10 protein-coding genes and 1 pseudogene are annotated in these 14,647 nt (G+C 72.4%); 6 read left to right on the forward strand and 5 right to left on the reverse strand.

What is annotated here, in order from left to right:
- Positions 1 to 68: 68 nt before the first annotated feature.
- Positions 69 to 1,544, forward strand: coding sequence for a sigma-70 family RNA polymerase sigma factor (locus tag OG407_RS33100; RefSeq protein ID WP_405863190.1), 1,476 nt, complete (start codon positions 69 to 71; stop codon positions 1,542 to 1,544).
- On the opposite strand, the gene OG407_RS33105 is transcribed toward OG407_RS33100, so the two are convergent.
- Together OG407_RS33105 and OG407_RS33110 are read right to left on the reverse strand one after the other, a co-directional pair.
- The gene (locus tag OG407_RS33105; protein ID WP_405863191.1) at positions 1,506 to 3,098 is read right to left on the reverse strand and encodes a hypothetical protein; all 1,593 of its coding nucleotides are present in this window, start codon (positions 3,096 to 3,098) and stop codon (positions 1,506 to 1,508) included. The genes OG407_RS33100 and OG407_RS33105 overlap by 39 nt on opposite strands.
- Positions 3,099 to 3,194: 96 nt before the next feature.
- Positions 3,195 to 4,103, reverse strand: a complete 909-nt coding sequence (locus OG407_RS33110) for a LysR family transcriptional regulator (protein ID WP_405863192.1) — start codon at positions 4,101 to 4,103, stop codon at positions 3,195 to 3,197.
- Positions 4,104 to 4,199: 96 nt separating this feature from the next.
- On the opposite strand from OG407_RS33110, the gene OG407_RS33115 reads away from it, so the two are divergent.
- Together OG407_RS33115 and OG407_RS33120 are read left to right on the forward strand one after the other, a co-directional pair.
- Positions 4,200 to 5,030 carry an oxidoreductase gene (locus OG407_RS33115; RefSeq protein WP_405863193.1) on the forward strand — a complete coding sequence of 277 codons (831 nt, stop codon included), beginning with the start codon at positions 4,200 to 4,202 and terminating at the stop codon, positions 5,028 to 5,030.
- 111 nt (positions 5,031 to 5,141) lie between these two features.
- Complete coding sequence (locus tag OG407_RS33120) at positions 5,142 to 7,367, forward strand: DEAD/DEAH box helicase (RefSeq protein WP_405863194.1); 2,226 nt, start codon at positions 5,142 to 5,144, stop codon at positions 7,365 to 7,367.
- A gap of 25 nt (positions 7,368 to 7,392) precedes the next feature.
- On the opposite strand, the gene OG407_RS33125 is transcribed toward OG407_RS33120, so the two are convergent.
- The 3 genes and pseudogenes from OG407_RS33125 to OG407_RS33135 all read right to left on the reverse strand — a co-directional run.
- A complete protein-coding gene (locus tag OG407_RS33125) occupies positions 7,393 to 10,020 on the reverse strand; it encodes a discoidin domain-containing protein (protein WP_405863195.1) in 2,628 nt (875 codons plus the stop codon).
- A gap of 85 nt (positions 10,021 to 10,105) precedes the next feature.
- Entirely contained in the window at positions 10,106 to 11,296 is a 1,191-nt protein-coding gene (locus tag OG407_RS33130) for a serpin family protein (RefSeq protein ID WP_405868745.1), read from the reverse strand.
- 171 nt (positions 11,297 to 11,467) lie between these two features.
- Positions 11,468 to 11,695 (reverse strand): annotated as a pseudogene (locus tag OG407_RS33135) (proteinase inhibitor I4 serpin); the annotation flags it as partial.
- 115 nt (positions 11,696 to 11,810) lie between these two features.
- Between OG407_RS33135 and OG407_RS33140 the strand changes: the two are divergent.
- The 3 genes from OG407_RS33140 (at position 11,811) to OG407_RS33150 (ending at position 14,633) form a co-directional block, all read left to right on the forward strand.
- The gene (locus OG407_RS33140; RefSeq protein ID WP_405863196.1) at positions 11,811 to 13,199 is read left to right on the forward strand and encodes a DUF4190 domain-containing protein; all 1,389 of its coding nucleotides are present in this window, start codon (positions 11,811 to 11,813) and stop codon (positions 13,197 to 13,199) included.
- Positions 13,200 to 13,346: 147 nt separating this feature from the next.
- A complete protein-coding gene (locus tag OG407_RS33145; protein WP_405863197.1) occupies positions 13,347 to 14,099 on the forward strand; it encodes a GntR family transcriptional regulator in 753 nt (250 codons plus the stop codon).
- 342 nt (positions 14,100 to 14,441) lie between these two features.
- Positions 14,442 to 14,633, forward strand: a complete 192-nt coding sequence (locus OG407_RS33150; protein WP_405868747.1) for an SPOR domain-containing protein — start codon at positions 14,442 to 14,444, stop codon at positions 14,631 to 14,633.
- The last annotated feature ends 14 nt before the right edge of the window (positions 14,634 to 14,647 follow it).

Consider the following 14,647-nt stretch of genomic DNA (forward strand, 5'->3'; position numbering starts at 1 on the left):
GAAAGTTTCGGCATCTAGGCTTGCAAATCCATCCCCACGCCTCCCTTGGCAACTGGAGCGTTGCTGCCATGAACGACGGTCCCACCGCCGAGTACGCCCGGATCTACGAGGAGCAGCAGCCGCGCCTCGTCGCCTACGCCCGCTCGCTCACCCGGAACACCTGGGTCGCCGAAGACCTCGTCGCCGAGGCGCACTTCAGGGTGTGGCGCAGGCTGTCCGCCGGCCATGAGATCGAGAACGTACCGGCGTACCTCATGACGACCGTGAAGCACCTCGCCACGGCCGCGGGAAGCGCCGCACGCGAGACGCCGCGCGATCCGCAGGCCGACGAGCGGGCGGACGCCGGCCACGCGCACGTCCATGGGGGCGACCCGGCCGAGCAGGTGTCCTCAACCGACCTGCTGGTACGGGTACTTGAGCACCTGCCCGAACGCTGGGTGAAGGCGCTGTGGCTGGCCGAGGCGGAGGGCCTCCCGCTGGCCGCGATCGGCCCCCAGCTCGGCACCAAGCAGGGCGCGACGGCCGTACTGCTGCACCGTGCGCGCGAGGGCATGCGGCAGGCGTTCCTGCGCGAGCAGACCGGCGTCCCGGACGATCCCGCGTGCCAGGTCCACTGGGCCCGGATGCCCGCGTACGTGCGCGGCGGCGCCACCGAGCGGCAGTCCGAACGCCTCCTCGGCCACGTCGACGCGTGCGACGACTGCCGCGCCCGCCTCGCGGCCCTGATGCGCGCCAACGACCGCCTGCCCGCACTCGTCGCACCCGCCCTGCTCGTGTTCGTCCTCGGCGGCACGGGCAAGTTCCTGCTCGCCGCGTTCGGAGCGGGCTCCGCGGGCGCGGCCACGGCGGCAGGCGGTCACGGCGCCGGACTGCTGCACGGCGTACGGCACGTGGCGGTTGGCGCTTCGAAGACACAGATGGCGGCCGCCGTCGGTACGGCCGTGGCGGGCGCCGTCGCGGTCTGCGTCCTTCTCGGCGGCACCGACGCCTCCGAAGTCCCGGTCGCGAAGGGCCCGTTGGCCGAAGCCCCGGTCTCCCAGGCACCGGTGGCGTCCGAGCCGCGCACGGCGAAGCCCTCGAAGACGCCGGGCGACCGAGGTCGTTCTACGGCGCCTGCGGCGGACGGGTCCACAAGTGCCGTACCTCCGGCCGCACTTGGCGGCATCGGGGGTGGGTCGATCGTGATACCGGTGGGGGGCGGTGGCGGAACTCCCGTTCCTACGGCGCCTGTTGAGCCGCCGCCGGTGACCACTGAACCGACTCCGACTCCGACTCCGACCCCACCTCCGACTCCCACACCGCCCGTGGTCACGGAACCGAACCCGGACCCGACACCGACCGACCCGACACCGACGAACCCGACGCCGGAGCCGAGCACTCCCGTGAAGGGGACTCCGGATCCCGTCACCACCCCGGAGCCCACGACCCCGTCCGAGCCCTCGACGTCTCCCACGCCCGAACCGTCCGACCCGGCCGGAGACCCGCCCTGTTCGGACGGGGCCGGATCAGCCGATGGCGTAGGCGCGGTAGACGGTCTCCACTGACGTGCCGCCGGTGGAGTCGGTCACCTGGGAGCGCAGGGCGACCGCACCGGAGGCCGGGTTGTGCACGGAGGCATTCCAGGACGACCCGGAGCGGGTGACCGTGACGGCCTTCCAGGTCGTGCCGCCGTCCGAAGACGCCCACACCTTCAGGGACTTGACCGTCGACTTGGTGAACTTGACGTCCGGGCCCTGGGATCCACGGCCCGCGCTGACGGTGACCGAGGTGGTGCTGCCCGCCTTGGCCCGGTTGCGGCTGTCGAGGCCGGCGGGCAGGAAGCGGGTCATGAAGACGGGGGCGACCACCGACTTTGCAGGGTCGGCCCTGAACCGCCAGTCGAGGGTGACGCGCGACGACAGCATGCCGGACGGGAAGGTGATGCCCGGGCGGTAGCGGTGGGCGTCCACGGTCAGCCGGTAGGTGCCGGCCGAGTGGATGCGGGCGGCGAAGTCGGCTTCGCCGTCACCCCAGTTGGTCAGGGTCTGCTTCTTGACGGTGGTGCTCCCCTTGGACAGGACCACCGTCTCCTTCGTCGGGTCGGCGCCGCTCGTGCCCACGTCGGGGTCGCCGATCAGCGCGTCCGGGACGAAGTTCACGGACTTCTGCCAGACCGTCGGCAGATAGTGCATCGGACTCCACACGGCCCGCCCGAAGGACTGGGTGAAACTCTGCCCCGCCGCCAGCGTCCGCACCGCCGGGAAGCCGCCGCCGATGTCGTCACCGTTGCTCGCGAAGATGTCGTCGCGCGACTGCCAACTCCCGGGCGTCACATGGGTGGTGGCGCTGTAGGGCGCGTTGTCGTCGCGTACCTGCGCCATCAGGTCGGTCGTGCAGTTGTCGGTCTTGGGCGTGGCCTGGAGCGCGATGTCGTGCTGGTTCGCCATCTGCGTTCCGCCGCGCACGGAGAAGCGCATCGTCGCCAGCTTCGACCGCTTGAACGACCCGCCGGGCGCGGCCGGGATGCCGGTCGTGTTCTTCACCGCGACATAGCTGTCGTTCCCCGACCACTGCGCCAGGTACCCGAACTGCAGCAGCTTGGAGGAGTTGGGGATGGCGTAGAGGGACCCGGCGTAGTTCCAGCCGCCCGCGCTGAAGGCGGAGGGCATGCCGGTACCGGCGGCGCACACCTGCGCGCCGATCCGGGCCGGCTCCGTCACATCGGCCGGGGTGTCCAGCGACACCTTCACGGCCTTGCCCTTACGGGCGTCCAGCGTCACGGACTTGGCCCCCGACACCGTCACCACCTGCGCGCCGATCGTGTCGGTGCCCAGACCGTCCGTGGCGCTCTCGTAGATGTCGGTCATCGCGAGGTACTTGCCCGCCGGCAGGCTCAGCCGCTTGCCCGACTTGACGGTACGCGTCTCACCCGACGACGCGTTGACGACGGTGATCGTCGTCGCCACCTTGGCGCCGTGCCGCCCCAGCGTGGTCACGGTCAGCGAGCCCGACGCCGCCTGCGCGGACGCGGCGGGCACGAGCAACGGCCCCGCGAGCGCGGCCACTCCGACGAACGCGAGCGATGCGATCGGCGTACGTCTTGTCCCTCGTACGGACATGCTTCCCCCTGTGGACATGGTTCCCCTCCGAGCCCCGAACCCTGAATCCCAACCCCCGAAAACGGCTCATCGTAACCGTGTCGCAGACGCGTTCGATCAGCGCCCCGCCCCCAGGCGACAGGCCTCCGCGTACGCCCTCACCAGCGGCCGTCCGCCGTCCTCCCGCCGCCAGGCCAGGGCATAGCGGCTCGGCGAAATCCCGTGCACCGGGCGGGTGATGACCCCGCCGAGAGTGATCAGATGGGCGTTGCCCGTGGCCACCAGGCAGACGCCGAGACCGGCGACCAGCGCCTCGTACGTCTCCTCCGTGCTCGCGATCTCCGCCCCGATACGCGGTGGTCGGCCGCCGCGTTCGTCGAGGGCGAGCCAATGGTCGCGCAGGGGACCGGCGTTGGACGGCAGGGCGAGGAACGGCTCGTCGACGAGGTCCGTGAAGTCGACCTCGGCGCGCACGGCCAGCGGGTGGGTCTCCGGGAGCGCGACCAGGCGGGGTTCCTCCGCTACGACCGTCCAGCCGTAGCGCTCCGCGTCGGGCAGCGGCAGCCAGACGAACGCCACGTCCGCGTCGCCGTCCGCGAGACCCGCCGTCGGATCGTCCCAACTCACCTGCCGCAGCCGTACGTTCGCCTCCGGACGCGCGGCCGTGAAGCGGGAGCGGATCGCGGGCAGCAGGCCGCCCCGGCCCGGGCTGGTGCTCATCCCGACCACGAGGGTGCTGCGCTCGGCCGCGCTCACCTCCGCCAGCGCGGACGCGCCCTCCGCCCAGACCGCCAACACCCGCCGGGCGTACGGCAGTAGGGCAGCGCCAGCGGCGGTGAGCGCCACGCCCTGCCGGTCACGCCGGAACAACTCGGCGCCCAACTGCCGTTCCAGCGCCCGGATCTGCTTGCTCAGGGCGGGCTGCGAGACGTACAGCTTCTCGGCCGCGCGCGTGAAGTGGAGCTCCTCGGCGACCGCGACGAAGTAGCGCAGGTCCCGTACGTGGACGTCCGTCGTCATAGCCATTGGTTATCAGCGTAGGTCTTGGACGGGGGACCGGGGGCGGGAGCAGGCTGGTCGGCAGTTGGGCAACAGGGATCAGGGATCTCAAGGGGAGACGTCATGAACAAGGTGTGGCTGGTCACCGGCGCGAGCAGCGGGTTCGGACGGGCGATCGTCGAGGCGGCGCTCGCCGCAGGTGACGTGGTCGTGGGTGCGGCGCGGCGGACCGAGGGGCTGGACGATCTCGTCGCCGCCCGCCCCGACCAGATGGAGGCGCTGCGCCTGGACGTCACCGACACGGGGGCCGCCGAGGCGGCCGTACGGGACGTGGTGGCGCGGCACGGGCGGATCGACGTGCTCGTCAACAACGCGGGCCGTACGCATGTCGGGGCCTTCGAGGAGACCACCGAGCAGGAGCTGCGGGACCTGTTCGACCTGCATGTCTTCGGGCCCGCGGCCCTCACGCGCGCGGTGCTGCCGTCCATGCGGGAACGGCGCTCCGGGGCGATCGTGCAGATGAGCAGCATGGGCGGGCAGATGTCCTTCGCGGGCTTCTCGGCGTACAGCGGAACGAAGTTCGCCCTGGAGGGACTCTCCGAGGGGCTCGCGGACGAGGTCGCCGAGTACGGCATCAAGGTGCTGATCGTCGAGCCGGGCGCCTTCCGGACCGCGCTGTTCGACACGAGCCGGGCCGGGGTCAGCGCCGACAGCGGGGTGTACGCGCGCGTGAGCGAGACCCGCGGCGCCGTCGACAGCAGCGGCGGGGTCCAGCCCGGCGACCCCGCGAAGGCGGCGGCCCTCATCCTGGCCGCGCTGGACGCCGAGGAGACCCCGCTGCACCTGCCGCTCGGCGAGGACGCGATCGGCGCCGTGCTCGGGCACCTGGACCAGGTGCGCGGCGATGTCGAGGCGTGGGAGAAGCGGACCCGGGCGACGGCGTTCGACGCCTGACGGAGGGCCGGAGGCCGGCCGAGAACGCTGATCCGCCCGCTCCCGCTCCCGTTGTCAGTGCCGCGTGCCACGATGGGTGCACAGCGAGACGCATGGGGAGCGGGGGGTGACATGGAGGGCGAGTTTCCGCGGGCCGGACGGCGGGCCAGGGAGCTGTGCGCGCGAGGCACGCGGCTCTACGACGTGGCACGCGCCCTGCGTGAGGACCACACCCGCGCGCTCGGCACCGTCCGCTCCGCGCTGGAGCCGCTGCGGTCCGAACTCGTCGCGCAGGAGCTGGAGTCCATCCCGGTCGCCCGCCTGAAGGACGTCACCGAGGGGCGGCTGCGGCTCGGGGCCGTGGAGGCGGCGGGGCTCGCCTCCGTGCGCGCGGTGCACGAGGCAGGCCGCTACCAGCTGCGGCAACTCCCCGGAGTAGGGCAGCAGACCGCCGACCGGGCCATCGCCGCCGCCCGGCAGATCGCGCGGGCCGTCGCGGAGACCGTGTCCGTCCGCATCGACGTCGACCACCCCGAGCCGCGCACCACCGCCCTGGTCATCGCCCTGCAACGGCTCGTAGAGGCCGGACCCGAACTGCGCCGCGCCCTGGACGCCGCCACCAGGCTCGACGAGCGGCTCGGCGCGCTGCTGCCCGTGGCCCGGCCCGCCAGCAGCAGGCTGCTGCTGGCACTCGCCGGTCGCAAACGGCGGGAGAGCGCGCTCGCCGCGGTCGCCGAACTCCACGAACTGGTCGCCGACCCGGCCGCCAAGGACGTACGGCTGCTGATCGCGCAGGCCTCCACCGACCTGCTGCGCCCGCCGGTCTCCGACATCGAGGCGTGGGTCGACTTCGAGCTGCGCTCCGCCGAGTACTACAGCCAGCTCGCCGAGGTCGACGGGCAGCAGCCGGACCTCGCGGCGAGCGAGGGTTTCCTGCCGGCGGAGCTGGCCGAGCGCGTACACGCCCAGCCGCTGGACGACACCCATCGCCGGGTCTCCCTGCGCGGATACCAGTCCTTCGGCGCCCGCTTCGCCCTGGCCCAACGCCGGGTCGTCCTCGGAGATGAGATGGGGCTCGGCAAGACCGTCCAGGCCATCGCCGCACTCGCCCATCTCGCGGCCGAGGGGCACAACCACTTCCTGGTGGTCTGCCCGGCCAGCGTGCTGATCAACTGGACCCGCGAGATCGGCGCCCGCAGCACCCTGCGCGCACTGCCCGTGCACGGCCCGGACCGGCAGGAGGCCTACGCGGAGTGGGGCGAGCGGGGCGGGGTCGCGATCACGACCTTCGACACGCTGCACACCCTGCCCGCGCCGCCCGACAGGTCACCGACGGGCAAGAGGTCCAAGGCCGAGGCACCGACCGGCCCCACCCCGGGCATGCTCGTCGTGGACGAGGCCCACTACGTGAAGAACCCGGACACCCGCCGTACCAAATCGGTCGCCCTGTGGACCGAGCGCTGCGACCGCGTCCTGTTCCTCACCGGCACGCCCATGGAGAACCACGTCGAGGAGTTCCGCACCCTCGTCCGCCACCTCCGCCCCGACCTCCTGCCGACCGTCCGCAACGGCGCCGCGGCGGCCGGACCGCACGCCTTCCGCAAGTCCGTCGCCCCCGCCTACCTGCGCCGCAACCAGGAGGACGTGCTCACCGAACTGCCCGCCCTGGTCCAGGTCGACGAGTGGGTGGAACTCGGCGTCGCCGACCGCGAGGCCTACGACCGCGCGGTCGGCGACGGCAACTTCATGGCGATGCGCCGGGCCGCCTACGCCGACACCGAGAAGTCCGCGAAGCTGCAACGCCTACGGGAGCTGGTCACCGAGGCCGCGGGCAACGGGGCGAAGGTGGTGATCTTCTCCTACTTCCGGGATGTGCTCGCCGCGGTGGAGCAGGCACTCGAACGGCCCCTGAGGAAGGGGGTGTTCGGGCCCATCTCCGGAAGCGTCCCGGCCGCCCGCCGACAACAATTCGTCGACGACTTCACCCAGGCCCCCGGTCACGCCGTCCTGCTCTCCCAGATCGAGGCGGGCGGGGTCGGCCTCAACCTCCAGGCCGCCTCCCTGGTCATCCTCTGCGAACCCCAGGTCAAGCCGACGGTGGAGCACCAGGCCGTGGCCCGCGTCCACCGCATGGGCCAGATACGCACGGTCCAGGTGCACCGCATGCTCGCCACCGACAGCGTGGACGACCGGCTCCTGACCATCCTCAAGAACAAGGACCGCCTCTTCGACGCCTTCGCCCGGCGCAGCGCCCTGGCGGACGCCACCCCGGACGCGATCGACATCTCGGACGCCACGCTGGCCCGCCGCATCGTGGAGGAGGAGCAGCGGAGACTGGCGGCGGAGGCCACCAACTGACCCTGCCCGCGGGGGAGTTCGGCCGTCACGAGCGCACGTCGAGTTCGGCGAGAGCGGCACCCTTGCCGCCACTCCGTACGGTGACGCGGACGTACCGGGCGGGCGCCCCGCCGGGCGAGTGCCAGGTACGGCGGTCCGCCGAGACATCGATGCTGTACGACCCCGGCCGCTTGGTCCACGTGGGCCGAACGGTCCCGACGCGCACCGCCCGCCCCAGGTCGACGGTCAGGGATGCGCGATCGGCGTCCGGGGACCAGGCGGTCGCGGGGCTGCCGTCCACGGCGGCCTCCGGGTAGAGGCCGGAGACGGAGGAGGTGGCCGTCGCCGGGCGGCAGCGGGCCAGGTCGGTGGTGGGGGCGAGGTCCGGGCGCCGGGTCTTGAGGGTGACCGTGCCGGAGAGGGTGCGGCGCCCCTCGGGAGTGTCCAGCGTGAACGGCGCCCCGGACCGCAGCCGTACCGTCGTCGTCCTCGCCTCGATCGAGATGTCGTACGTACGACCGCGCCAGCGCAGCCCCGACAGCCGTACGCCGTCCGCGAGTTGGGGTGGCAGGGTCGGGTCGAGGTGGAGGGCGTCGGGGCGCAGCCGCAGGCCGGTGAGGCCGTGGGTGAGGACCTGGAGGAAACCGCCCTTGCCGGTGAGGAAGTCCTGGGCGGGGGAGCCCGCGAGGGGGTCGGACGCGCCGGCCTTGTCGCCGCGCGACTCGGAGAACAGGGCGAACGGGCCGCGCGCGAAGGGCTGGTAGGCCCGCCGCAGGAAGGTGTAAGCGGCACAGCCCGGTGCGCCGATCGCCGCCGCGTCGATCGCGTGGACGGCGTCGGTCATGGCGGGGCCGTCCGGGTCGGTGCGCTGGGCGTAGTAGTCGAGGGTGGCGGCCGCGGCACCGGCCGGCATGGGCCACTCCAGCGGGTAGATCAGCAGCACGGTGTCGGCCTGCTTGATCTGGGAGCCGCCGTAGCCGTCGTACTGGAGGAAGATCCTGCGCTTCGGGTCGTAGGGGATGCGCAGGCGGTCCGCGATCGTGAGCCAGTCGGCGGGGGCGGTCGTGCCGAGGACGTGGGCCGCGTCGGTGGCGGCGCGGAGGGCGGTGGCGGCGACGGCGTTGGTGTAGACGCCGTCGTTGACGCCGTTGCTGTACTCGTCGGGTCCGGCGACCTCCTTGACGGAGTACGACCCGTCGGTGTTCTTCGTGACCCGTGAAGTCCAGTACTGGGCAAGGCCGTTGAGGAGGGGCAGGCCGCGGGTGCGGAGCCAGGTGCGGTCGCCGGTGGCGAGGTAGTACTGCCAGGCGGCGAGGGCGATGTCGCCCTGGAGGTGGTTCTGGGTGACGCAGTGCGGTGGCTGCCAGCTCTGGCACTCGTTCCACAGCCGGCCGTGACTCGCGCTCGTCCAGGGGAAGAACAGGCCCTTCACCGCGGTCCTCGCGGCGTTCTCGGCGGCGGCCGTGCGGGTGCGGTAGCGGTATTCGAGGACCGGGCGGGCGAGGTCGGGGTGGGTCGCGAGCAACGAGGGGAACATCCAGGTCTCGGCGTCCCAGAAGACCATGCCGGCGTAGTTGTCACTGGTCAGCCCGGCGGGCGCGATGCTGTTCCGGGCACCGGGCCGCAGCGCGGACAACAGCCCGTACTGGGCGGAACGGGCCCAGAGTTGGAGGTCCGGGTGGCCGGGAACCTCGATGTCGGACGCCCACAACGCCCGCCACGCGGAGGTGTGCGAGGCGAGCAACGCGTCCCACCCCCGGCGCGCGGCCCGCCCGGCGGCGTCCTGGGCGGCGGAACGGGGGTCGTGGGAGGTGAGGGCGGTGTCGACGCCGACGTACTTGGTGGCGGTGTAGCTACGCCCGGAGCGGACAGGGAGGACGATGGCCTGACGGGCACTCAACTCACCCTGTTTACGGGGCTGTCGGGCACGCCGCCCGGGCGCATCCAACACAGACGCGACGGCCCCGACGACGCCTGTCCCCTCCGTGCGGAACGCCACGCCGATGGTGCGTTCGCCGAGGTGGCCGCCGACGGTCTCCGTGACACGGCGGGCGCCGCGGCCGTCGAGGCGGTCGGTGAGGGTGAGTTGGCCGTCCCAGTGCGGGGTCACGCGCAGGTGTACGGCGCCGGTGTGCGGGGAGTCGCGGGCGGCGAGGACGTCGTAGACGAGGTCGGTGCGGCGACCGTCCGTGCTGGTCCAGGTGAGGGACGTACGGACGTACCCACAACGGAGGTTGAGAGTCTGACGGTAGCGGCTGACCCGGCCCCCGCCCCCACCGCCGTACGTCTCGGCCCCCACCGTGACATCAAGCCCGGTCCAGTTCGGCAGCGCGGCGAGAGCCTCACGGCCGGCCGTGTCGGCGGGCCCCCGGGCATACAGGCCGGAGACGAACGCGCCGTCGTAACGCGGCGTGTAGAGCGGCCAGCCGGTCTTCTCCCCGGACGCGGCGTACCCCGCCCCGGCGGGCGGGATCCGGGCACCGAGGTAACCGTTGCCGACGTAGGGGTGGTAGGTGTCCGCCGGGTCGATCCGGCTGGCGGAGGGCGCCCAGCCGCGCGCGTCGCAGGCGTCGCGGGTGTGGGAGTGGGGGAGGGGTGCGGCTGACGCCGGAGGGAGCGGGAGGAGCAGGGCGGCGGCGAGGAGGGGGAGCAGCAGGCGGGTCGGCTTGGTCACCGTTCGACGATGGGGTGCCCCGCGGGACGACGGCGGGAAGCGCGCGGGGGATTACCACGTACGGAGCGCACCCGGCCCCGCGCCCCTACCTCCCGTACGGCGCCGGGTCGGTGACCCAGCCCGCCGTCAGGATCAGGCGGGACTCCCGGTGTACGGCCAGGAAGCCGAACGGGCGGTCGAAGCGGGCGGTGACGACGGTGGTCGTGTGGCGGAGGTCGGGCCGGGCGCCGCCGAAGACGGGCGCGACCGCGGTCACCGCGCCGGCGCGGAAGCCGAGGGCGCCGAACTGGGCCACCGTGGACTGTTCGGCCTGGCCGATGGCCAGCGGGGTCGGGCTGATGCCCGGGAAGTGGCCGTCGCCGGTGTCCATCGCCGTCGTGAGCCCGAACAGGCCGTGCAGGTCCAGGAGATCGTGCCGCGCCCGCATGTCGAACGCCACGGTCGTGACCGACAGCTCCGGCGGTTGCGGTGTGGCGCAGCGCTGTTGCTCGACGCGCAGGCCCGGTCCCACGTCGCCGTACGGGAGTTGGCCGCTCGGGACCACGGGGAGCCGGCGGGCCAGGGCGTCAACTCCCGTGCCCAGCACCTGACCTGAGGTCATGCGCTGCTCGCCGAGCAACAGATGGACGTCGATCCCGTTGTCGCCGGGGACCTTCAGCTCGGTGACGCAACCGTGCGGGCCGCTCACCACACCGACCCGGTCGAGACGGACTCCGGTGCGGTGCAGGCCCACCAACTGCCGTCCCTGCCAGGGTCCGGCATCCGGGGTGAGCCTCAACTCGCCGAAGGGGCGCGGCCATTCGGTCCGGAGCGCGAGCGCGCTCGCCAGGACCATCAGCACGCCCTCGTCCAACGCGACCGGCATCCGCTCGACCAGCCCGTCCGTCCGCTCGGCCGCCCACGCGTCCAACGCCCGCTGTGAGGCCGGGAGATCCTCGGTGAGCACACCGTGCGTGCCCGCCGCCAGCCCGGCCCGCCACTCCTCCCGTACGGCCAGTTCACGCCGGGTCCACAGTCCGAGCGCGGAGTTCAGGCCGGGCATCGACCCCATCGCGTCCAGCAACTCCCGGGCGGCGGCGGCCGCTTGGTCGGCGGGCACCCCCACCGCATCCGCGAGCTCCGCCCGCGCGGCCCCCCACGCCCCGTCGGCAAGAAACGCCAGCAACGGCCACACCCCGGCCGCCGAGAACACCGAGCCCCCGGTCACCGAGCCGGCCCAGCGCGCCGTCAGCCGATTGACCGCGTCGACGCTCCCACCGACCCCCGAGCCCTCGATCCCCGCGCGCCCAGCCACCGCGCCCTGAACCGCTGTCAATTCCGCCCCCGTGAGTCCCGTAGCGCAAGATCACCCGATCACAAGATCGCGCACGGGAAGGCTATCGTCGGCCGCTCCGCCCCGATGATCAGCCCCAGCCCTGCGCGGCGAACGGCCCCGGTCCCGTGCCCCCGCCGCCAGCCCGCCCACCAACTCCCGCGCCACGGCAGCGGATTGCCCCGCCGGCACCCCCACCGCGTCCGCCGGCTCCGTCCGAGCCGCACCCCCGGCACCGTCCGCGAGCAGGGCCGGCAACGGCCACACCCCCGCCGCCGAGAACACCGTGCCCCCGTCGACCGCCCCCGCCCACCGCGCCGTAAGCGCGTTCACCACCTGCACGGTCGTCCGCGCAACCCGCATTCCGCCCCCGCTCACCCCGCGCTTACCATGCGCCAAGTCGTACGTCAGTTCCGCGTCTGAAGATCTCCCGTTCTCCCTCCGGAGATCCCCGCCCGAACCAGGAGCACGGTAACCGGTGTCCATACCCCCGCCCCCGGAGCCCCAAGGGCCGCCCACCCAGGGTCCCGAGAGCCCCCGGGACCAGCCCCCGGCCCAGGCTCCCTCCCCGCAGGCATCCACCCCGTACAACCCGTACGCCCCACCGGCACAGGACCCGTACGCCCCACCGGCACAGGACCCGTACGCCCCGCCCGCGCAGGACCCGCACATCCCCTACGGCGCACAGCCCCAACCCCCGTACGGGACAACGCCGCAGAGCCCCTACGCCCCGTACCCCCAAGGTCCGCAGAACCCGCCGGGTCCCTATGGGCCGCAGCCCTACCAGACCTGGGCCCAGGGCTACACCCCGTACAACAACCCCGCGCCCCTCAACGGCATGTCCGTCGCCGCTCTCGTGCTCGGCATCCTGTGCTGCATACCGGGGGTCGGACTCGTCCTCGGGCTGATCTCGCTGAACCAGATCAAGAAGCGGGGTGAGCGCGGGCGGAGCATGGCGGCGGCCGGGATGGTGCTGTCGGCATTCGGGCTGGCGGTGTGGGTGCTCGGGGTGACCGGTGCGGCGACCGGGTTCTGGGACGACGTGAAGGACAGCGCGCGGACCAATGCGAGCGCCTCCCCGGCGAAGGGCGAGTGCTTCGACGCGCCCAGCGGTTCGCTGGAGGGGATGACGTACGACTTCGACGTGGTGTCCTGCGACGGCGAGCACGACGGGGAGGTGTTCGCCGTCGTGCGGATGGGCAGCGGCTCGTACCCGGGGGACAAGAAGGTCACCGCGACCGCCGACGACAAGTGCTACGCGCTCCAGGACGCCTACGCCATGGACGGCTGGGCCGTGCCCGACGACGTGGACGTCTACTACGTCACCCCGACCTCGCAGAGCTGGAGTCTGGGCGACCGCGAGATCACCTGCGTGTTCGGCAACACGGACGAGGAGGCGAGCCTGCCCGGCGGTTCGCTGCGCAACGACGCCACGACCCTCGACTCCGACCAGCTCGCGTACCTGAAGGCGGCCCACGTCCTCAACTCGGCGCTGGACTCGGCCCCCGACGCGCGGTACGTCGAGGACGACCTGCCGGGGCACAAGGCCTGGGCGGGCCGGGTCTCCACCGCGCTGACCCAGCAGGCCGATCTGCTGGAGAGCCATGAGTGGGCCGGTGGTTCCGACAAGCCGGTCGCGGCCCTGGTCAAGGATCTGCGGGCCGCGCAGAAGGAGTGGGCGAAGGCGGCCGGGGCCTCGGACGCGGACGAGTTCTACGGGTACTACGACAAGGGCGCCGACCTGATCGACCCCCAGAAGTCGGTCACCGCCCGCGAGGCTCTGGGGCTCGCCACGACCCCTCCGTCGTACGACCAGAACGACGGTGGCGGGGACGGCGGGGGAGACGCCGGCGGCATGGAGGTGTGACGGCTCCTATAGCGGGGAGAAAGTGCCTGGGTAAAGCCCACGCCGGGCATAAGTCATCACATCGAGTGATTCTCTGGCCTTTGCTTGCATGGCACAACCCACGGTTGCCAGGCTGTCGCTGTCTGTACAACCTGATGGGAGCGGCCAGTGACATTCGGTGAGCAGCCGGCGTATCTGCGCGTCGCGGGTGATCTCCGCAAGAAGATCGTCGACGGCCAGCTGCCCCCGCACACCCGGCTGCCCTCGCAGGCCAGGATCCGCGAGGAGTACGGGGTCTCCGACACGGTCGCGCTGGAGGCGCGCAAGGTGCTGATGGCCGAGGGGCTGGTCGAGGGCCGCTCCGGGTCGGGGACGTACGTACGCGAACGTCCCGTGCCGCGGCGCGTCTCCCGCTCCGGGTTCCGGCCGCCGGCCGGCGCGACCCCGTTCCGGCAGGAGCAGGCCGAGGGGGAGGCGCGCGGCACCTGGGAGTCCAGCAGCGAGCAGGCCGAGGCCGGCGTCGCCATCGCCGAGCGGCTCGCCCTCCAGCCCGGTGACCGCGTGATGTGCACGAGGTACGTGTTCCGGGACGCCGGCGAGACGATGATGCTCTCCACGTCCTGGGAGCCCCTCGCGGTGACCGGCCGTACGCCCGTGATGCTGCCCGAGGAGGGCCCGCTCGGCGGCATGGGCGTCGTCGAGCGGATGCGCGCGATCGACGTCGTCGTCGACAACGTCACGGAGGAGGTCGGCGCCCGGCCGGGCCTCGCCGAGGAGTTGCTCGCCCTGGGGGGAGTCCCCGGGCATGTGGTCCTCGTCATCCAGCGCACGTACTACGCCTCGGGGCGCCCGGTGGAGACGGCCGACGTCGTGGTCCCGGCCGACCGCTACCGGATCGCCTACCACTTGCCGGTCAAGTAGCGCATCGAGGAGTGCGCTTCATGTGAAGTAGTCCACCCCTTACGGCATTTGTCGCCGGAACCGGTCAATCCGCCCCGTCCCGGGCGCCGTTGGATTCCGGTCTTTCTCGCAGGTCGTTCGCGGCGCCCGCGGCGTGCCTCTCACCGGATGTATCGAGGTGCGCCAACGGCGCGTTCGTCGTCGTGCGCCCCCTCCGTCCTGGCTGGTTGCGTACCTCTTTGTGAAATTCCGTATTCGCTGCGTGAAGGTTAGGCGTACGCTCCGGCATATGCGGATTGCGGTTTCCTTATGGGGTGGGGCACGGCACGAACCGCGAGTGGGAGGCGGAGGGGCGCGATGGCGATGAACGACGGCACGATCACTCTTCCCTGGCTCGTGATACGGCAGGACGACAACGGCAATCGCTACCGCGTGGGGCGGTACGCGACCCGCGCCGAGGCCCAGAAGATCGCGGACAGCCTCGACGACCGCGGGCACAGGCAGCTGTACTGGGTCGAGCGGATCGGCCAGAGCGAGGACGCCACCCGCAACTGACGGCGCTCCCGCGC

Source organism: Streptomyces sp. NBC_01515, from assembly GCF_045040345.1.
Taxonomy (GTDB): domain Bacteria; phylum Actinomycetota; class Actinomycetes; order Streptomycetales; family Streptomycetaceae; genus Streptomyces.